The sequence below is a fragment of the Sinomonas atrocyanea genome (assembly GCF_030812675.1).
Taxonomy (GTDB): Bacteria; Actinomycetota; Actinomycetes; order Actinomycetales; family Micrococcaceae; genus Sinomonas; species Sinomonas atrocyanea_B.
The window spans coordinates 69,201-87,762 of the sequence record NZ_JAUSTE010000010.1; the positions used below are offsets into that span (position 1 = coordinate 69,201).

At 73.2% G+C, this 18,562-nt stretch carries 14 protein-coding genes and 1 tRNA gene; 6 read left to right on the plus strand and 9 right to left on the minus strand.

Annotated elements, in window-relative coordinates:
* Positions 1-50: 50 nt before the first annotated feature.
* Positions 51-587, plus strand: a complete 537-nt coding sequence (locus J2W20_RS14140; protein WP_307007319.1) for a SixA phosphatase family protein — start codon at positions 51-53, stop codon at positions 585-587.
* Here J2W20_RS14140 and J2W20_RS14145 read toward each other — a convergent pair.
* From J2W20_RS14145 to J2W20_RS14165, 5 genes are all read right to left on the minus strand, one after another.
* Entirely contained in the window at positions 550-1,167 is a 618-nt protein-coding gene (locus J2W20_RS14145) for a hypothetical protein (RefSeq protein ID WP_307007320.1), read from the minus strand. The genes J2W20_RS14140 and J2W20_RS14145 overlap by 38 nt on opposite strands.
* Positions 1,168-1,204: 37 nt before the next feature.
* Positions 1,205-1,849, minus strand: coding sequence for a TetR/AcrR family transcriptional regulator (locus J2W20_RS14150; RefSeq protein ID WP_307007321.1), 645 nt, complete (start codon positions 1,847-1,849; stop codon positions 1,205-1,207).
* The gene (locus J2W20_RS14155) at positions 1,846-3,879 is read right to left on the minus strand and encodes a YhgE/Pip domain-containing protein (RefSeq protein ID WP_307007324.1); all 2,034 of its coding nucleotides are present in this window, start codon (positions 3,877-3,879) and stop codon (positions 1,846-1,848) included. The genes J2W20_RS14150 and J2W20_RS14155 overlap by 4 nt, the downstream gene beginning before the upstream one ends.
* A complete protein-coding gene (locus tag J2W20_RS14160) occupies positions 3,876-4,556 on the minus strand; it encodes an ABC transporter ATP-binding protein (protein ID WP_307007325.1) in 681 nt (226 codons plus the stop codon). Before J2W20_RS14160 ends, J2W20_RS14155 begins: the two co-directional genes overlap by 4 nt.
* Positions 4,557-4,665: 109 nt before the next feature.
* Positions 4,666-5,556: a helix-turn-helix transcriptional regulator gene (locus tag J2W20_RS14165; protein WP_307007326.1), complete on the minus strand. Its 891-nt coding sequence runs from the start codon at positions 5,554-5,556 to the stop codon at positions 4,666-4,668.
* 202 nt (positions 5,557-5,758) lie between these two features.
* On the opposite strand from J2W20_RS14165, the gene J2W20_RS14170 reads away from it, so the two are divergent.
* Positions 5,759-5,956 carry a hypothetical protein gene (locus tag J2W20_RS14170; protein WP_307007328.1) on the plus strand — a complete coding sequence of 66 codons (198 nt, stop codon included), beginning with the start codon at positions 5,759-5,761 and terminating at the stop codon, positions 5,954-5,956.
* Between the two features lie 41 nt (positions 5,957-5,997).
* Entirely contained in the window at positions 5,998-6,843 is an 846-nt protein-coding gene (locus J2W20_RS14175; RefSeq protein WP_307007329.1) for an aldo/keto reductase, read from the plus strand.
* Between the two features lie 105 nt (positions 6,844-6,948).
* On the opposite strand, the gene J2W20_RS14180 is transcribed toward J2W20_RS14175, so the two are convergent.
* Together J2W20_RS14180 and J2W20_RS14185 are read right to left on the minus strand one after the other, a co-directional pair.
* The gene (locus J2W20_RS14180) at positions 6,949-8,364 is read right to left on the minus strand and encodes a dihydrolipoyl dehydrogenase family protein (protein ID WP_307007331.1); all 1,416 of its coding nucleotides are present in this window, start codon (positions 8,362-8,364) and stop codon (positions 6,949-6,951) included.
* A gap of 288 nt (positions 8,365-8,652) precedes the next feature.
* Positions 8,653-8,729: transfer RNA gene (locus J2W20_RS14185), tRNA-Arg, on the minus strand.
* A gap of 293 nt (positions 8,730-9,022) precedes the next feature.
* Between J2W20_RS14185 and J2W20_RS14190 the strand changes: the two genes are divergently transcribed.
* Positions 9,023-10,846 (plus strand): phosphoenolpyruvate carboxykinase (GTP), encoded by a 1,824-nt coding sequence (locus J2W20_RS14190; RefSeq protein WP_307007333.1) that lies wholly within the window; start codon positions 9,023-9,025, stop codon positions 10,844-10,846.
* Between the two features lie 186 nt (positions 10,847-11,032).
* Positions 11,033-13,483 carry a PEP/pyruvate-binding domain-containing protein gene (locus J2W20_RS14195; RefSeq protein ID WP_307007334.1) on the plus strand — a complete coding sequence of 817 codons (2,451 nt, stop codon included), beginning with the start codon at positions 11,033-11,035 and terminating at the stop codon, positions 13,481-13,483.
* Between the two features lie 126 nt (positions 13,484-13,609).
* On the opposite strand, the gene J2W20_RS14200 is transcribed toward J2W20_RS14195, so the two are convergent.
* Positions 13,610-16,294, minus strand: a complete 2,685-nt coding sequence (locus J2W20_RS14200) for an ATP-dependent Clp protease ATP-binding subunit (RefSeq protein ID WP_307007335.1) — start codon at positions 16,292-16,294, stop codon at positions 13,610-13,612.
* Positions 16,295-16,450: 156 nt separating this feature from the next.
* Between J2W20_RS14200 and poxB the strand changes: the two genes are divergently transcribed.
* Positions 16,451-18,175 (plus strand): ubiquinone-dependent pyruvate dehydrogenase, encoded by a 1,725-nt coding sequence (gene poxB / locus J2W20_RS14205; RefSeq protein ID WP_307007336.1) that lies wholly within the window; start codon positions 16,451-16,453, stop codon positions 18,173-18,175.
* Positions 18,176-18,192: 17 nt separating this feature from the next.
* Here poxB and J2W20_RS14210 read toward each other — a convergent pair whose 3' ends face one another.
* Positions 18,193-18,558: a winged helix-turn-helix transcriptional regulator gene (locus J2W20_RS14210; RefSeq protein ID WP_307007337.1), complete on the minus strand. Its 366-nt coding sequence runs from the start codon at positions 18,556-18,558 to the stop codon at positions 18,193-18,195.
* Positions 18,559-18,562 lie beyond the last annotated feature (4 nt).

Consider the following 18,562-nt stretch of genomic DNA (forward strand, 5'->3'; position numbering starts at 1 on the left):
CGCCTCTCCGGCCGCGGCCGGGCCCTGCTGCCCGGCCGTAGGCTGGTGGCGTGAGCAAGCACCACCTCAAGCGCCTCATCGTCCTCCGCCACGCGAAGGCTGCGTGGCCCGAAGGGGTCCCGGACGCCGAGCGGCCGCTCGCCGAGCGCGGGCATGCGGACGCGCCCGAGGCAGGCAAATGGCTTGTCAAGCATCACGTCATCCCCGACTTCATCCTCTGCTCCACGGCACTGCGCACCCGCCAGACCACCACCTGGGTCTGCGAGGAGCTCGGGGACCGGGCGCCCACGCCGAAGCTCGAGTCCGGCCTCTATGCGGCGAGCGCCGCGCGCATGCTCGCCGTGGTCAACCACGTCCCGGAGACGGTCCGGTCCCTGCTGATCGTCTCCCACATGCCCGGCGTGCAGGACCTCGCGCTGCGGCTCGCTTCGCGCGACTCCGACCAGGACGCCTACATGGACGCCGCGAGCCACTTCCCGACCACCGGTCTTGCCGTCTTCGAGACCGAGACGCCCTGGGCCGAGCTCGACGGCCAGGACGCCCGGCTGGTCAGCTTCGCCGTGCCGCGTTCGAAGAAGAGGGGCTGACGCGGGTCCGGGTCTGCGCCGGCGTGCGCGGCACTCCGGCGCGCTGGGGCGTCCGCGCCGCGGTGGTGCGGGCCCGGGCCGGGGCCGCCCTCGTGGGGGCAGGCTTCGTAGCGGACGACGGCGCTCTGTTCGGGCGGCGCGCGCCCGCACCGGCGGCCGGGCGGGGCCGCACGGCGGCCCTGCGGGACTCGGGCCAGACGGCGCCGCCCAGCAGCATCGCGAGCGTGGCGGCGGCGGCCACCAGGGCGCCGAAGAAGAACGGATCGGCGTCGCGGCTCGAGACCGTCGTGACGCTGTTCGGATCCTGGTCCCAGGCGAGGCCGAGCAGGCGCAGGAACGCGAGTCCGGAGCCGATCGCCAGCGACGAGCCCGCCGCGGCGAGCCCTGCGATGAGGTAGCGCGACATGCCCAGCATGGCATAGAGGGCGCAGGTCACGAACGCGCCGAGGCCCGCGAGCGCGAGGGTGGCCGCGCCGCCGTCCAGGGTGAGGCCCGCGACGACGCACAGGAGGACGGCCGCGCCCGCGGCCCAGAGCGTCGCCCGGGCGCTCGTGCGCAGGGGGCGGAAACGGCTGGCCATGCCTCCAGTGTGACAGCAGCCAGTGCTGTTGCTGCTGTTACTGCTGTTGATGGTGCGGTGACGTGTCGCCTGCCGGCCGCCCGAGGCCGAAGGCTCCGGCCGCCACGGCCACGACCGCCTCGACGGCAGGTTCCGCCGGCTTCGCCGGCACCGCGGAGACCCGGTCCACGCCGACCATGAACGCCGCCCCGAAGAGGGCGGTGGCCACCACCTCGAGGTCCTGGCCCGGAGCCGGCCGCACCTGCGCGGCCACCCGCTCGAGGGCCGCGCGGATCTCGGCGAGCACCACGGCCCGCATCCCGGCGAGCACCGGCTGCCACGTGCCGCCGGGGCGCCACTGCTCGCCCATCCACAGCCGCACGAACGCCGGGTACGCCTCGATGAAGTCCAGCGCCCGGCCCACCATGCCGCGGACCTCGGCCAGGGGGTCCGAGCACGCTCCGGCCGCCTCGGAGGGGCGGCGCAGGGCGTCCATCAGGATCTCCATGCCGTAGTCGAGCAGCTGGGCCACAAGCTCGTTCTTGCTGCCGAAGTTGTAGTAGACCGTGCCCTTGGCGACTCCCGCCGCCGCGGCGATCTCGTCCACGGTGACAGCCTCGGCCCCGCGCTGGCCGATGAGCTCGATCGCGGCGTCGAAGAGCCGCTGCCGGGTCGCGAGGGTGCGGGGCGTCGCCCGGCTCATACCGTGATCTCCGGCTGGAGGGCCTTGAGCCGCCACGTCATGTTCTTGCGGGTGCCGAGGAGGTTGAGCAGCCCGCCCAGCAGCGTGTAGCCGATCAGGCCCAGCACGATCGGCAGGATCCCGGACATGTCCCCGCCGTAGATGAGGTGCCGCATGCCCGTCACCATATAGCCCATGGGGAGGATCTGGTGCGCCACCTGGAACGCCGTGGGCGTCACCTGCCAGGGGAACGTCCCGCCCGAGGAGACGAGCTGCAGGATGAGCAGGATCAGCACCACGAACTTCCCGCTCGTGCCCAGCAGCGCAATGATGCCCTGGATCAGGGCACTGAAGGCGATCCCCCCGAGCAGGAGGAACAGCCACATGAGCAGCGGGTGCGCGGGGTCCAGGCCGAGGGCGAAGTCCACGACCGCCGTCAGGAGGGTCGCCTGCGCCGCCGAGACCACGGCGAACGGCAGCCAGCCTCCGAGCGCCACCTTCCACGCCGGGGCGTTCGAGGCGAGCGCGCGCAGGGTGAACGGGCGCATCGCCTGGGTCAGCATGAAGATGCCCACCCACATCGCCAGGGAGAGGAAGAACGGGGCGAGCCCAGCGCCGTAGGAGGCGGCCTTGGTCTGCGCCGCATGCTCGACGGCGACCGGGTCGCCCATGACGTTGGCGAGCTGCTGGGTCTGCTCCTGGGAGGGGTTCGGCACCTTCCCGGCCCCGGCCGCGAGGCCCCGGGCGAGGTCGTGGGAGCCCGCGTCGGCCTGCGCGGCACCGTCTCGGAGCTGTGCCGCGCCGGTGTCGAGCTTCGCCGCACCGGCATCGAGGGTGCGGGTCCCGTCCAGCGCCGCGTGTTCGCCCGAGGCGAGCTGCGCCGCCCCCGCGGACAGCGAGCGGGCGCCGTCGTCCGCCTGCCCGATCGCCCCGGTGAGGGCCGGCATGCCCGCGGCGAGCTGCGCGGCGCCGTCGGCCACCCGCTGGGAGCCGGCCGCGAGCTGCTGGACCTGCCCAGCTGCGGTGTGCAGCTGCTTCGCGGCGTCGGCGGCCGGTGCCGACGCCTGGGCGGCGAGGTCCGAGACGACCGCGTCCGCCTGGGCCTGGGTGAGGACACCCGAGCCAACGAGCGCCTGCGTGCTCTGGCGGGCGCGGTCCGGCAGGGCCGCGTTCGCGGCGTCTGCGGCAGTCACCGCCGCCTGGACCTTGCTGCTGAGGGCGGCGTTGCCGGCGGCGACCTGCGCGGCACCGTCGGCGAGGCGCCGGGTCTCCGCGGGGAGCGAGCCGGTCGAGGTGCGCAGCGTGTCGAGGCCGGAGGTGAGCTGGGCGGACCCGTCGCGGAGCTGGTCGGCACCGCTGCTGAGCCGCTCCTGTCCGGCCACGAGCTGGCCCGCCCCGGTGTGCAGCTGGCTGGCCCCGTCGGCGAGCTGCGCCGAACCGCCCTTGAGCGAGTCCAGCCCGGCGGCGAGCCTGTCCGCGCCGTCGGAGGCCGTGGCCAGCTGGGCGTGGATGGTGCCGTAGCCCGAGAGGAGCCGGGCGGCCGTGTCCGTGCCGACCTCCTTGGCCACGGAATCGTGGACGGCGGTGGTGACCTTGTCCACGATCGTCGAGAGGAGGTAGTTGTTCGCGTCGTTGGTCGTGACCTTGAGCATGGCCTGGTGCGCGGCGTCGAAGCCCGCGGGGGAGGCGAGGTTCCTGGAGAAGTCCGCCGGCAGGGTCAGCGAGAACGAGTACGTGCCCTTCCGGACGTCCTCGTCGGCCTCGGCGGTGCTGGCCACGCGGTGCCAGTCGAACAGGTGCCCGTCCACGAGGCTTCCGGCGACCTGGCCGCCGGCGTCGAGGCGCGAGCCGTCGGGCAGCTGCGCGCCCTGGTCCTCGACCACGAGGGCGGCCGGGATCCGGTCCAGGTTCTTGTACGGATCCCAGTTCGCGTACAGGTACACGGCACCGTAGAGGAGGGGGACCACGGTGAGCGCGAGGATGGTCAGCTTCGGCAGCAGGCCGTAGGTCATCCGCTTGAGCTCGGAGCGGGCCAGGCGCAGGACGGTCATGCGGGCACCTCCGTCAGGACCGCGTCCTCGGCGTCGTGCTGGACCGCGTTGCCGATCTCTGCCGTCGGTCCGGCCCAGCCGTCCGGGACGTCCCCGACGACGGCGACGACGGCGATCGGCCGCCCCGCGCGGGCGGCGGTGGCAGCGAGGAAGGGCAGCCACGCGGACGGGTCGTCCGTGTGCCGGTCGGGGGAGTCGAGCACGAGGAGGGCGGTCTCGGGATTGGCGAGCGCGAGCGCGGTAAGGAGCTCGGTGCGGCGCGCGGCCGGGAGGTCCTGGGCCCACTCGCCCTCGATGTCGGCGAAGGCGTTGACCGTGAGCCACGCCTCCGGCCGGACGGGGCCGCGGTAGCGGCGCGGGAGGAGGGCGAGGTCCTCGGCGACGAGGTCGCGCACCCGCAGGTGGAGTTCGGCCTCGTTGACCTCGGGGGCGTCGACGATCGCGCTTACGCGGCGCAGCGCCCTGAGGTCCCGGCGGGCGCTCGCCTGCGGGGCGCCCCAGCGGACCGTTCCACTGCTCGGCGCGCAGCGGCCGGTGGCCGCGAGCGCGAGGGCCGTGCGGTGCTCCTGGCCGTCCCCGCGCACGAGCGTGAGCTCGCCGGGGGCCGCGTCGAAGGAAGTGGGGGGAACGAGGTCGCCGTGCCGCCCGGCGACTCTCAGGGCACTAACTGAAAGCATGCTACCGATTGTAGTAAAACTGACCGGTCAGTACAAAGTCGAGACCGAAGGGCCGCCCATCGGGCCGTCGGCGCGGCGGGGGCGGCGCGGAGGGTTGGTGGCCCCGGCGTCAGGGGAGGCGGGGAGCGGCGGGGCGGGCGGCGTCGTCGGCCGCCCCCTCCGTGGGGTCGGCCGCGCCGAAGCTGCCCAGCAGCGCGAGGGAGTCCGCCGAGGCCGAGCCGGGCGCGGCGGTGAAGACCCTCAGGGTCTGGTCGGGGTCGTGCCGTGGAGCGAGGTCCTCGAAGGCCAGCTCGAGGTCCCCCACCACGGGGTGGCGGAGGCGGAGCGTCCCGGCGTGCGTCGTGACCACCCGGTGGCCGGCCCACCACTGCCGGAACTCCTCGCTGTGCACGGCGAGGTCGCCCACGAGCTGGTTCGCCTGGGGGTCGTTGGGATGCCGGCCGATGTCCACCCGTAGGGCGCCCGCCGCCTCGGCGGCGACCGCCTGCCAGTCCGTGAAGAGCTCGCGCGCGGCCGGGTCCAGGATCATCCAGCGCGTGAGGTTGCGCTCGCCCACGGGCATGGCCGGAAAGTCCGCCAGCAGCAGGAAGGCCAGCCGGTTCCCGGCGAGGACGTCCGTGCGGCGCCCCAGCACGAGGGCCGGCACGCTGCCCACGGAGGCCAGCAGCTGCCGGAGCGCGGGGCGCACGGTCTCCGCGGGCACGGGGGTCCGCTGCGAGAGGGCGCAGTGCTCGAGCAGGTCCACCATGTGCGCACGCTCGCCCTCGTCGAGGCGCAGCGCGCGCGCCACCGCGTCCAGGACCGAGCGGGACGGGTGGATGTTGCGGCCCTGCTCAAGCCGGGTGTAGTAGTCGGTGCTGACCCCCGCCATGAGCGCGATCTCCTCCCGGCGCAGGCCCGGCACCCGCCGGCTGCCCGCCGCCGGGAGCCCGGCCTCCTGGGGCGAGAGCCGCCCACGCATTGCCCTGAGGAACCGACCGAATTCCGCGCTCTGACCCATGGATCCATTCTGGCCGGGAGCCGGCGCAGGTTCCACGGCCAGCGGGCGCTGAGGGTAGGCCTGCCACTCCTAGGAAGCGCAGGGCACCGCTGGCGCGATGACAAGCGTGTGCCGGCCGCCGTAGCGTGGAACGCGTACCGCACCGGAGCGGAGGCCGCCCCGGTGGGCGGTCCGACGCCCCACTCCTCGCAGAAGAAGGACCATGGACCACTCGGCGTCGATCGCCTATGCCCTCGTCATGCCCCTCCGCCACCACGAGGCGCGCAGTGCCCTGCCGGACGCCCCCGTGGTGGACGACCGCGGGGACCTCAGCCGCCGGACCGCCGCTGTCCGGGCCCGGCTCGCGACCGCGCTCCACCGCCTCGCCTGGGCCGTGGAGCCCGGGCAGCGGGCCCTGTAGCAGCCAGAGCAGGACCACCCACCAGAGAAGGAGGAGACCCCATGTCCCCCGCACCGCAGAGTTCCGTCCCCACCCTGGCGCTGAACAACGGCGTCGAGATCCCGCAGCTCGGCTTCGGCGTGTTCCAGGTGCCGCCCGAGGAGACCCAGCGTGTGGTCGAGGAGGCGCTCGAGGCCGGGTACCGGCACATCGACACCGCCGCCGCCTACCGCAACGAGGCTGGCGTCGGGGCCGCCATCGCCGCCGCGGGGATCCCGCGCGAGGAGCTGTTCATCACCACGAAGCTGCGCAACGGCGACCAGGGCCGGGCCCGCGAGGCGTTCGAGGACAGCCGCTCCGCCCTCGGCCTGGACTACCTGGACCTCTACCTCATCCACTGGCCGGTTCCCTCCCAGGACCTGTACACCACGGCGTGGGGCCAGCTCGAGGAAGTCTATGCACAGGGGCTGGCGCGGGCCGTGGGCGTCTCGAACTTCCTGCCGGAGCACCTCGACAGGCTCCTCGGCGAAGCGACCGTGACCCCGGCCCTGAACCAGATCGAGCTCCACCCGACCTTCCAGCAGCGCGCGCTCGCGGACCTGTGCCGCTCCCGGGGCATCGCCGTCGAGGCCTACAGCCCCCTCGGCCAGGGGGCAGACCTCGACGCCCAGGCCGTGCGCGATGCCGCGGCCGCGCACGGCGCCACGCCCGCGCAGGCGGTGCTCGCGTGGCACCTCGCCCAGGGCACCATCGTCATCCCCAAGACGGCGACGCGGGAGCGGATGGCCGAGAACCTCGCAGCCGCCGCGCTGACACTCACCTCCGCCGAGGTCGAGGCGATCACCGGGCTCGAGAGGGGCGAGCGCATCGGAGGCGACCCCGCCACCGCCGCCCACACCCAGTTCTGACGGCTGGCGGCCGCCGGGCGCCGCGGTCTGGCCCGTGCTCCCCGACTGGGGCCGGGCGCCGGGCTCTGCCGGGCGCCGGGCTCCCCGCACCCGCGGGGGCCCGGGTCAGAGGCCGTACGCCTCGAGGAACCGCAGCCAGACCTCGCTGATCGTCGGGAAGGCCGGCGTGGCGTGCCAGAGCCGCTCGAGCGGGACCTCGCCGGCAATCGCGATCGTGGCCGCGTGCAGCAGCTCGGCCACGTCCGGGCCGGCGAAGCACGCGCCCACGAGCGTGCGGGTATCCTCGTCGACGAGGAACTGGGCCCAGCCCTCGTAGCCCTCCGCGTGCTGCCAGGCGCCGGCCACCGAGATCGGAAGCTCCACCGGGCGCACGCGGATGCCGGCCTCCCAGGCGTCCTCCTCGGTCAGTCCCACCGAGGCGATCTCGGGATCGGTGAAGACGACATGGGGCACGGCGAGGACGTCCGCCGTGCGGGCCCAGCGGCTCCACGGGGCGGGAGCGGCGCCGCTCAGCTCGCCCCGGGCGCGGGCCACGATCGCGTCGCCCGTGATGCGGGCCTGGTACTTGCCCTGATGGGTCAGCTTGGGGCCTCCGGAGCAGTCGCCCACCGCGTACAGCCACGAGAGGCCCTGCACGCGGCCGGACTCGTCGACCTTGAGGGATGGGGGCTCGATCCCGAAGGCGGGCAGGCCCAGCCCGTCGAGCGCCGCGCGGCGGCCTGCGGCGACGAGCACCCGCTCTGCCACGAGCTCGCGGCCGCCCGGGAGCGTGAGGCGGGCCGCGCCGTCGTCCGTCAGCTCCGCGCGCTCGGGGCTGACGCCTTCGAGGATCTCGACGCCGTCTGCGCGCAGCCCGTCGGCGACGAGGGTGCGTGCGTCCTCGGGGAACGCGCTCAGGAACGACCCGCGCGCCAGGACGGTGACCTTCGAGCCGAGCCGTGCGAAGGCCTGCGCGAGCTCGGCGCCCGCGACGCCCGCGCCGATCACCGCGAGGCTCTCGGGCATCTCCTGGGCGCTCGTCGCGTCGGGGGTGGTCCAGGGGTGGATGCCGGCCAGGCCCGGGATCTTCGGGATGGAGGGCGCCGAACCCGTCGCGAGCACGACGGCATGGCGCGCCGTGAGCGCGAAGTGGTTGCCGTCCTCGCCGGTCACCCACAGCCGCTTGGCGCCCGTGAGGCGGGCGGTCCCGCGGAGGACGGCGATGCCCGCGCCCTCGGCCCACTCGACCTGCGAGGAGTCGTCCCAGTTGCTCGAGGCCTCGTCGCGGTGGGCGAGGACCGCGCGGACGTCGAGGGCGCCGGTGACCGCCTCGCGCGCGCCGGGGACGCGGCGGGCCGCGCTGAGCGCAGTGCCGGGGCGCAGGAGTGCCTTGGACGGTTCGCAGGCCCAGTAGGAGCAGGCGCCGCCGAGGAGGCTGCGCTCCACGATGGCCGCCGTGAGGCCTCCCTTGACGGCGCGGTCCGCGGCGTTCTCGCCGGCCGCGCCGCCGCCGATCACAATGACGTCGTACTCGGTGTCCACCCCAGCATGCTACGGGACCGCCCCCCGCCTCCCTCCATCTGGGAGTCACCTTCTGGGGGTCAGATCCTGGGGGTCACCTTCTGGGGGTCACCTTCTGAGAGTCACGTTCTGAGAGTCACCTTCTGGAGATCACGTCCGTGTACGGGTGGGCGGCGGGGCCGCCGCGGGTCACCCGGCCGATCGCAGCCGGGCACGCGCCGTCGTGCGTACCCGGAGCGCGGAAAGGGCGGCGAGATGCGTACCCGGAATGGAAAAGGACCCGGTCGCTGTGACCGGGTCCTTCGTGTGTGGTGCGCCCAGAGGGATTCGAACCCCCGGCCTTCTGTTCCGTAGACAGACGCTCTATCCAGCTGAGCTATGGGCGCTTGCGTGCCGTTCGGTTCGTTCCCGCCCCGTTCGGCCTCGAATAACTGTACGCGAACACCCCGCCAACTCCAAATTGCCGGGGCATGGCCACAGCCGACGCCATGGGACGCCACAATAACTAGACCGGTCTACGTGACCTTGATCACTTAACTGGGATCCAAGTCGCTGTTCACCCGCGGAAACTCGCGATTTTCCGAAGCCAGGCTCTCCAATCAGTGACTTTCGCCCCCGGTGGTACAGACCACCTTCCCTAGCATGGAAGGACACGCCGACCCCACCGAAGGAGACCGACATGGGCGAAACTCGTCTGCCGCTGCTCGCGGAAGCCCCCACCACGTACGAGCCCCTGCTCTCCTGGGTCGAGGACATCGCCGAACTGACGAGGCCCGACCACATCCACTGGGTCGACGGCTCCGAGGCGGAGTACCGGCAGCTGACCGACGAGCTCGTCGCCGCTGGCACCCTCACCCGTCTGAACCCCGAGCTCTTCCCCAACTCCTTCGCGGCCTTCTCGGACCCCGCGGACGTGGCCCGCGTCGAGGAGCAGACCTTCATCTGCTCGCGGAACGAGCGCGACGCCGGCTTCACCAACAACTGGATGGACCCGGACGCCATGAAGGAGAAGCTCGAGGGCCTCTTCGACGGCTCCATGCGCGGCCGCACGATGTACGTCATTCCGTTCGTCATGGGTCACCTCGACGCCGAGGACCCGAAGTTCGGCGTCGAGATCACCGACTCCGCCTACGTCGTGGCCTCGATGCGCATCATGGCGCGCATCGGCACCGACGTGCTGAAGAAGATGGAGGAGACCCGGGCGTTCTTCGTGCCGGCGCTGCACTCCGTGGGCGCCCCGCTCGAGGAGGGCCAGGAGGACGTGCCGTGGCCGTGCAACCCGGAGAAGTGGATCGTGCACTTCCCCGAGGAGCGCTCCATCTGGTCCTACGGCTCGGGCTACGGCGGCAACGCCCTGCTGGGCAAGAAGTGCTACGCCCTGCGTATCGCCTCCGTCATGGCACGGGACGAGGGCTGGCTGGCCGAGCACATGCTCATCCTCAAGCTCACAAGCCCCGAGAACAAGGTCTACAACATCGCCGCCGCGTTCCCGTCGGCCTGCGGCAAGACCAACCTCGCGCTCCTCGACCCGACTATCGAGGGCTGGAAGGTCGAGACCCTCGGCGACGACATCACGTGGATGCGCTTCGGCAAGGACGGCGAGCTGCGCGCCGTCAACCCCGAGGCCGGCCTGTTCGGGGTGGCCCCCGGCACCGGCTGGGGCACCAACCCGAACGCGATGCGCGCCATCGCCAAGGGCAACAGCATCTTCACCAACGTCGCCCTCACCGACGACGGCGGCGTGTGGTGGGAGGGGATGACCGAAGAGGTCCCCGCACACCTCACCGACTGGCAGGGCAACGACTGGACGCCGGACGCCGACCAGCCCGCCGCCCACCCCAACTCCCGGTTCTGCACGCCGATCGACCAGATCGACATGCTGGCCCCCGAGTACTTCGCCCCGGACGGCGTCGAGGTCAACGCGATCCTCTTCGGCGGCCGCCGCAAGACCACTGTGCCGCTCGTGACGCAGTCGCACAGCTGGGCCCAGGGCATCTTCTACGGCGCCACGCTCTCCTCGGAGACCACCGCCGCCGCGGCCGGGGCCGTCGGCGTGGTCCGCCGCGACCCGATGGCGATGCTGCCGTTCATCGGCTACGACGCCGGCGACTACCTCGCCCACTGGGTGCGGGTCTCCGCGAAGGCCAACCCCGCGAAGCTGCCCAAGATCTTCCTCGTGAACTGGTTCCGCCGCACCCGGGACGGCGGGTTCGCGTGGCCCGGATTCGGCGACAACAGCCGTGTCCTCAAGTGGGCCATCGAGCGCATCGAGGGCACCGCCGACGCGGCCGAGACGCCGATCGGCTTCGTGCCCACGCCGTCGAGCCTGGACCTCACCGGCCTCGACATGACCGAGGCCGAGGTCGACGAGGCGGTCCGCTTCGACCGCGACGAGTGGCTCAACGAGCTCCCCGGCCTCACCGAGTGGTTCGAGCGGTTCGGCGGCTCGCTGCCGAAGAGCATCACCGCCGAGCTCGACTCCCTCAAGACCCGTCTCGCCTGAGACGGCCATGACCCCGGCGGTTTAGACGGCGCCGGTCTTCAGGAGGGCTGCCCCGCTGCACACGGGGCGGCCCTCCTACTCTTTCCGCGGGCGCCTCCTGCGGGTGGCCTCCTGAGAGTCACCTTCCGGGGGTCACCTCCTGCGGGTGGCCTCCCCGTGGCGGGGATGCGGCGGTACGTTGGAGCGATGGACGACGGCGTCTCCTCACCTCGTGTCCTCCCGCTCGCCTCGGTGGGCGCTGACGACCTGCCCGCGGTGGGCGGCAAGGGCGCGAACCTCGGGGAACTGGTGGCCGCCGGGCTCCCGGTCCCGCCCGGGTTCGTCGTGACCACCGCGGCGTACCGCGCGCACGCCTCAGCCGCCGGACTCGACCCGGCGGCCGCCGCGGCGGATCCGGCCCGCGCCCGGGACCTCCTGACGCGCACGCCCCTCGCCCCCGCAACGCGGCACGGAATCGCCGCCGCCCTGACGGACCTCGGACCGGAGGGCACCCGCGTCGCCGTCCGGTCCAGCGCGACAGCCGAGGACCTTCCCGGTGCGGCGTTCGCCGGGCAGCAGGACACCTTCCTGGACGTGACGGGCACGGACGAGGTGCTCGACGCCGTCCGCCGCTGCTGGGCCTCGCTCTGGACGGACCGGGCGGTGGCGTACCGGCAGCGCCAGGGGATCGGGCCGGAGGAGGTCGCGATCGCCGTCGTGGTCCAGCGCATGGTCCCGGCCCAGGCCGCCGGCGTGCTCTTCACGGCCAATCCGCTCACGGGCCGCCGCGCGGAGCTCGTGGTCGATGCCGCCCCGGGCCTCGGCGACGCCGTCGTCTCGGGCGAGGTCACCCCCGAGCACCTCGTCGTCGGCCGCGACGGTGCCGTGCGCTCGGTGCTGCCGCGGTACGAGGGCGCATCCCGCGTCCTCTCCGACGCCGCCGCCGCGCAGCTGGCCGCCCTCGCGGTCAGGGCCGAGGGGCACTTCAGCGGCCTCGCGGGCGAGGAGGTGCCGCAGGACATCGAATGGGCGCTCGCGGACGGGCGGATCAGCCTTGTCCAGGCCCGGCCCATGACGGCGCTCCCGCCGGAGCCGCCGGAACTGGGCCGGATCCAGCGGACCGTGGGCCCGTTCTTCCTCGAGATGTTCGCGGTCCGGCCGTACCCCCTGGACGTCACCGGATGGCTCGCCCGCGGCGTGCTGCCGATGCTGGACCTCATGGCCGGCAGCATCGGGGTCCGCTTCCCGCCGCTCGGCCAGGTGATCCGGGAGCGCGAGGGCTTCCCGCTCCAGCTCGTCCCCCCTCGGCCCAGGCCGAGCCTGCCCATGGTCGGGGCACCGCTCTCTCTGGCACGGCGCGCGCGCCGGTACGACGTCCGCCGGTGGACCGCGGACCCGCTCCTGGCCGAGTTCGACGCCGCGGTGGCCGCCCTCGAGGCCGAGGACCCGGCCGCGCTCCCGTGGCCCGACCTCGTGCGGCGCGTGGACCGCTGCAATGCCTCGCTGGAGCCGGTGGCCAGGATCCGGGTGCGCTACCTGCCCTCGGCATTCGTCCCCTTCGCCCCGCTCCGTCTCCTGCTCGCCGCGCTCGGGCTCGGACGGCTCGCGTCGCCGCTCGTGGCGGGCGAGCGGACGCGGACGCGGGACGGCAACGACGCGCTCGAGTCGCTCGCCGGCGTCGTCCGCGCCGACCCGGAGCTGGCCCGCGCGGCGGCCGGGCCGGACCCCGCCGAATTCCTCCGCGCCGTCCGGCACCGCCCCGAGTTCGCAGGCTTTGCGGCAGAGCTGGACGCCTTCCTCGCCGAGTACGGGCACCGGGAGTCGGTCAGCGTGCTCCTGGCCACGGCGCCCACGTGGCGCGACGATCCCACCCCGGTCGCCGCGATCCTGATGTCCCTCGCGGCCGCGCCACCGGAGGGCCCCATGCCCGACAGGGCCGCGGAGGCCCTCTCGGAGCTCCTCGCCCACCCGCTCCTGCGGCCACGGCGCGCCGCGGCGGCCGCCCGCGCGGTGGTCGGCGCGTGCCGCCGCGGGCTCGCCTTCCGTGAGGACACCCACTTCCACGCCGCCCGGCTGCTGCCGCCGCTGCGCCACACCTTCCTCGAGCTCGGCCGCAGGCTCTCAGAGGTGGACGCCCTGGCGGCCCCCGAGGACGTGTTCCACCTCCGCTTCGAGGAGCTGGCCGCCCTTGCGGATCCGGTGGTGATGGACGACGCCGAGGCCGCCCGGGTGCGCGGCCTCGCCGCCCGCAGGGCGCGGCTGAGGCGGGAGTATGCGGGCGTGCCGATGCTCGACCCGGGGCTCTTTGCCCCGGCCCGCGCCGGAGCGGACGCCGCCGGCGCCCTGCTCTCGGGGACGCCGGCGAGCGGCGGGGTCGCTGAGGGGCCCGTGCGGGTGGTTTCCGGCCCCGAGGCCTTCGCCTCCCTGCGGGCAGGGGAGGTGCTGGTGTGCCCCAACACGAACCCCTCGTGGACCCCGCTGTTCGCCCGGGCGGCGGCGGTGGTCGTGGACACCGGCGGGCTGGGGTCCCACGCGGCGATCGTCGCCCGGGAGTACGGGGTGCCGGCCGTCATGGCGACCGGGCATGGAACGTCCGCGCTGCGGGACGGACAGCGCGTCCGAGTCGACGGCACCCGGGGGCGCGTCGACCTTCTGTGACGGTTGAGGGGTCATGTCCCTGCCTTGAGGGGTCAGAAGACAGCGATGAGGGGTCAGGTCCTCTCGACACCTGACCCCTCATCGTGGGGATATGACCCCTCATCGTGGGGATATGACCCCTCAGGATCAGGCGGCGGGGGCCGCCTCGGCGACGTCGGCGCGGACCGTGAGCACCGCGCCGTCGTGCGCACTGCCAGCAGCCGCCCCGGTGCCCTCCGGCGCGGAGCCCGAGACGCCCACCGCGACCCGGCCGCCCTCGGCGACGGCTCCGGTGACGAGCAGGTCCGCCACGCGGTCCTCGAGCTCGCGCTGGATCACGCGCCGCAGCGGGCGGGCGCCGAACTCGGGCTCGTAGCCGCGGTCGGCGATCCAGTCCACCGCGTCCTCGTCCACGGCCAGGGCGATGCCCTGCGCCGCGAGGCGGGCCTCGGTGCCGCGCAGCTGCAGCCGCACGATGTCGTGGAGCTGCTCACGGGTGAGCTTGCGGAACAGCACGATCTCGTCGATGCGGTTGAGGAACTCCGGCCGCATCGTCTCGCGCAGGCGCCCCATGATCCGCGCGCGCAGCTCGGCCTCCGAGGGGCCGCCCTCGGCGCCGCCGGCCGCGAACCCGAGCGAGGCCCCGCGCGTCGCGAGGAACTCGGAGCCGAGGTTGCTGGTCATGATGACCACCGTGTTGCGGAAGTCCACGGTGTGGCCCTGGCCGTCGGTGAGCCGCCCGTCGTCAAGCACCTGCAGGAGCAGGTTGAACACGTCCGGGTGGGCCTTCTCGACCTCGTCCAGGAGCACCACCGAGTACGGGTGCCGGCGGACGCGCTCGGTCAGCTGCCCGGCCTCCGAGTAGCCGACGTACCCCGGAGGGGCGCCGACGAGCCGCGAGACCGTGTGGCGCTCGCCGAACTCGCTCATGTCGAAGCGCACCATCGCGGACTCGTCGCCGAACAGCGAGGCCGCGAGCGTCTTGGCGAGCTCGGTCTTGCCCACGCCGGTCGGGCCGAGGAACAGGAAGCTGCCCACGGGACGGTTGGCGTCGCCGAGGCCGGTGCGGTTGCGGCGCACGGACTTGGCGATCACGGAGACCGCATCCTCCTGCCCGACCACGCGCTCGTGGAGCTCGTCCTCGAGGCGCGCGAGCCGTTCCCGCTCGCCCTCGGTCAGGCGCGCGGCGGGGATGCCGGTGGCGCGGGCCACCACCGCGGCGATGTCCGCCTCGCGCACGACGGCGTCCGGCCGGCTCCCGCCCGCGGCGTCGCCCGCGGCGGCGGTCCCGGCAGGACGGGCAGTGCCCGCGGCCTCCGCCTCGATGGCCGCCGTGAGCGCGTCGATCTCGTCCCGCAGCCGCGAGGCCTCCTCATAGGCCTCGCGGGCGATGGCCGCCTCCTTCTGCGCGGTCAGGTCCGCGACCCGGGCCCCGAGGGCCTCGAGGTCCACGCGCGGGCCACGGGCCAGGCTCAGGCGTGCCCCGGCCTGGTCGATGAGGTCGATCGCCTTGTCGGGCAGGTAGCGGTCCGTGATGTAGCGGTGCGAGAGCTCGACCGCGGCGCGGACCGCATCCTCGGCATAGGTCACGCCGTGGTGCTCCTCGTAGCGGTCCTTGAGCCCCTCGAGGATCGCTACGGCGTCCTCGACGCTCGGCTCGCCGACCGTGACGGGCTGGAACCGCCGCTCGAGGGCGGGGTCCTTCTCGATCTTGCGGTACTCGTCGAGGGTCGTGGCGCCCACGAGGTGCAGTTCGCCGCGTGCGAGCCGGGGCTTGAGGATGTTCCCCGCGTCCATGCCGCCCTCGCCGCCGCCCCCGGCGCCGACCACGGTGTGGATCTCGTCGACGAACGCGATGATGTTCCCGTCCTCGGCGATCTCGTCCATGGTCTTGGTCAGGCGCTCCTCGAAGTCGCCGCGGTAGCGGGTGCCGGCGAGCATCGCGGGCAGGTCGAGGGAGACGACGGTGGCGCCGGCGATCTGCGCCGGGACGTCGCCGGCCGCGACGGCCTGGGCCAGGCCCTCGACGATCGCGGTCTTGCCCACGCCGGCCTCGCCGATGAGCACGGGGTTGTTCTTGGTCCGGCGTGCCAGGATCTCGATGGCCTGCTCGATCTCGTCGGCGCGGCCGATCACGGGGTCCAGCCGGCCCTCGCGGGCGAGGGCAGTCAGGTCCGTGCCGAACTGCTCGAGCATCGAGCCCTTCGTGCGCCGGCCCTTCTGGGCCGCCGTGGCGCGCAGGGGGCGCTTGGCCGCGCGCGGCGAGTGGCCGGCGTCGTCCGCGGGGTCTGCAGCGGCGGCCGAGGACTCGCCGTCCTGCAGCGACTGCGGGGTGACCCCGGCCGCTGCGAGAATCTGGCCCGAGGCGGCGTCGGAGTTGAGCACGAGGGCGAGGAAGAGGTGCTCGGGGTCGATATAGGTCGAGCCGACCGAACGGGCCACCTTGTAGGCGTCGAGGAAAGCGTGCTGGGCGCTCGTGGTGAGCGAGGGCATCCCGTCGGCGTCGTTCTGGTCACCGCCCACCGTGCCGGGCAGCCGGTCCTCGGCGGAGGCGGCGATCCCGGCCGGGTCCGCTCCCGCGTGCGTGATCATCGCGGCGACCTGCTCCGTCTCGGTCAGGGCGCGCAGCAGGTGCAGGGCGTCCACCTCGCGGTGGCCGTGCTCCCGGGCGTAGCGGCCAGCGGCATTGAGGACCGTCTGGGCCCCGCGGCTCACGAGCCTCGTCATGTCGATGGGGCGTCCAGGCCGGCGAGCGCCCTGGCCCTGCAGGTAGCGGGCGAGGAACTCGTCGAAGGAGCCATTGCCGGCGGCGGGGCCGAAGAAGAGTGGCATCAGTTGTCCTCCGAGGGATATCGTGCGGTGGCGTTGGAGCGGGCTGGGGCTACAACGGTAGAAGTTGAGTTACTTACGCTCAAGTTCAACGCTGTGTCCGACGAGATATTCCCGAGGGGTATCGGTGCTCTGCGCCACACGGCTAGGTTGAGGACCATGACGACCATCGCGCAGAACATCGTCGAGACCCTCGCAGCCAACGGGGTCCGCCGCGTCTACGGCCTCCCGGGCGACTCGCTCAACGGCTTCACGGACGCGCTCCGGGCCACGCCGAGCATCGACTGGGTCCACGTGCGGCACGAGGAGGCGGGGGCCTTCGCCGCGGCGGCCGAGGCCGCGCTCACCGGGGAGATCGCCGTCTGCGCAGGCTCCGCGGGGCCGGGGAACCTCCACCTCATCAACGGCCTCTACGACGCCAACCGCTCCCGCGTGCCCGTCCTCGCGATCGCTGCCCACATCCCCTCAGCCGAGATCGGCTCGAACTACTTCCAGGAGACGCACCCGCAGGAGGTCTTCCGCGAGTGCAGCGTCTACGCCGAGCAGGTCACCGACCCGGCGCAGATGCCCCGCATCCTCGAGATCGCCATGCGCACCGCGATCGAGAAGCGGGGCGTCGCGGTGGTGGTCCTGTCCGGCGACGTGGGGCTGACGTCGACGAACTCGGACCGGGTCACGGTGGTGCGCCGGACCCGGCCGCGCGTGGTGCCCAACGAGGCGGAGCTGCGCGAGGCCGCGGGGATCCTCAACGCCGCAGGCAAGGTCACGATCCTCGCCGGCGCCGGCGTCGAGGGCGCCCATGACGAGGTGGTGGCGCTCGCAGACGCGCTCGGCGCTCCGATCGTGCACGCCATGCGCGGCAAGGAGTTCATCGAGTACGACAACCCGTTCGACGTCGGCATGACCGGCCTCCTCGGCTTCTCCTCGGGCTACCGGGCCATGGAGGACTGCGACGCCCTGCTCATGCTCGGCACCGACTTCCCGTACCAGCAGTTCTTCCCGTCCAGGGCCAAGGTCATCCAGGTCGACCTCCGCGGCGAGCAGCTCGGCCGGCGCGTGCCGCTCGACCTCGGCCTCGTCGGCGACGTCCGGGACACTGCGGCGGCGCTCCTTCCGCTCGTGCCGCGCAAGAAGCGGCGCACCCACCTCGAGTCCTCGCTCAAGCACTACGCCAAGGCCCGGTCCAAGCTCGACGACCTCGCGACCCCGACCAAGAAGGGCCAGCCGCTGCACCCGCAGTTCGTCACCCGCACCCTCGATCGGCTCGCGGCCGACGACGCGGTCTTCACGGCGGACGTCGGCACCCCCGTCATCTGGGCGGCCCGCTACCTGACCATGAACGGCCGACGCCGGCTGGTCGGCTCGTTCACGCACGGTTCCATGGCGAACGCCCTGCCGCACGCGATGGGCGCCCAGGCCGCGTTCCGCGGCAGGCAGGTCGTGGCGCTCGCGGGCGACGGCGGGCTCTCGATGCTCATGGGCGAGCTCCTGACGCTCGTCCAGAACCGGCTGCCGGTGAAGCTCGTGGTCTTCAACAACGCGTCGCTGAACTTCATCGAGCTCGAGATGAAGTCCGTGGGATTCGTGAACTTCGGCACGGGCCTGGACAACCCGAACTTCGCGGCGGTTGCCGAGGCGATGGGCATCAAGGGGGTGCGGGTCAACGACTCCTCCGAGCTCGAGGCGGGACTCGCGGAGGCCCTCGCGCACGACGGGCCGGCGCTCGTGGACGTGGCGACGATGCGCGAGGAACTCGCCATGCCGCCGACGATCACCGCCCAGCAGGCCGGAGGGTTCACGCTCTACGCCCTGAGGACCGTCCTCTCGGGCCGCGGGGACGAGGTGCTTGACCTCGCGCGGGCCAACTGGCGGCGGGTCTTCTAAGAGCTGGCGTCCCGGGGTCAGTCTGCCGCATCGAAGGCCTCGCGGGCTTCCAGGATGGTCGCGGCGTGGCTCTCGGCCCACGCGCGCACCGCCTCGAGCGGCGCCAGCAGGCTGCGCCCCAGGGGTGTGAGCGTGTACTCGACGCGCACGGGGACCTCGGCGAAGACGGCGCGCGAGACGAGGCCGTCCCGCTCAAGGGTGCGGAGCGTCTGGGTGAGCACCTTCGGCGTCACGCCCCCGATATCGGCCCGCACCTCGGAGAACCGCCGCGGACCGTCCTTCAGCGACTGGAACACGAGCGGTGTCCACTTGTCCCCGATCCGTTGGAGGACCACGCGGGAGGGGCAGGCCGGATCCATGACGTCGAAGGGGATGGTTTCCATGAGG

What these genes read in the sequence shown, in the direction of transcription:
- J2W20_RS14190 (WP_307007333.1), top strand. Translation starts at nt 9,023, where the DNA reads ATGGGCGAAACTCGTCTGCCGCTGCTCGCGGAAGCCCCCACCACGTAC.
- J2W20_RS14160 (WP_307007325.1), bottom strand. Translation starts at nt 4,556, where the DNA reads ATGCTTTCAGTTAGTGCCCTGAGAGTCGCCGGGCGGCACGGCGACCTC.
- J2W20_RS14210 (WP_307007337.1), bottom strand. Translation starts at nt 18,558, where the DNA reads ATGGAAACCATCCCCTTCGACGTCATGGATCCGGCCTGCCCCTCCCGC.
- J2W20_RS14155 (WP_307007324.1), bottom strand. Translation starts at nt 3,879, where the DNA reads ATGACCGTCCTGCGCCTGGCCCGCTCCGAGCTCAAGCGGATGACCTAC.
- J2W20_RS14200 (WP_307007335.1), bottom strand. Translation starts at nt 16,294, where the DNA reads ATGCCACTCTTCTTCGGCCCCGCCGCCGGCAATGGCTCCTTCGACGAG.
- J2W20_RS14170 (WP_307007328.1), top strand. Translation starts at nt 5,759, where the DNA reads ATGGACCACTCGGCGTCGATCGCCTATGCCCTCGTCATGCCCCTCCGC.
- J2W20_RS14175 (WP_307007329.1), top strand. Translation starts at nt 5,998, where the DNA reads ATGTCCCCCGCACCGCAGAGTTCCGTCCCCACCCTGGCGCTGAACAAC.
- J2W20_RS14150 (WP_307007321.1), bottom strand. Translation starts at nt 1,849, where the DNA reads ATGAGCCGGGCGACGCCCCGCACCCTCGCGACCCGGCAGCGGCTCTTC.
- J2W20_RS14145 (WP_307007320.1), bottom strand. Translation starts at nt 1,167, where the DNA reads ATGGCCAGCCGTTTCCGCCCCCTGCGCACGAGCGCCCGGGCGACGCTC.
- poxB (WP_307007336.1), top strand. Translation starts at nt 16,451, where the DNA reads ATGACGACCATCGCGCAGAACATCGTCGAGACCCTCGCAGCCAACGGG.
- J2W20_RS14165 (WP_307007326.1), bottom strand. Translation starts at nt 5,556, where the DNA reads ATGGGTCAGAGCGCGGAATTCGGTCGGTTCCTCAGGGCAATGCGTGGG.
- J2W20_RS14195 (WP_307007334.1), top strand. Translation starts at nt 11,033, where the DNA reads ATGGACGACGGCGTCTCCTCACCTCGTGTCCTCCCGCTCGCCTCGGTG.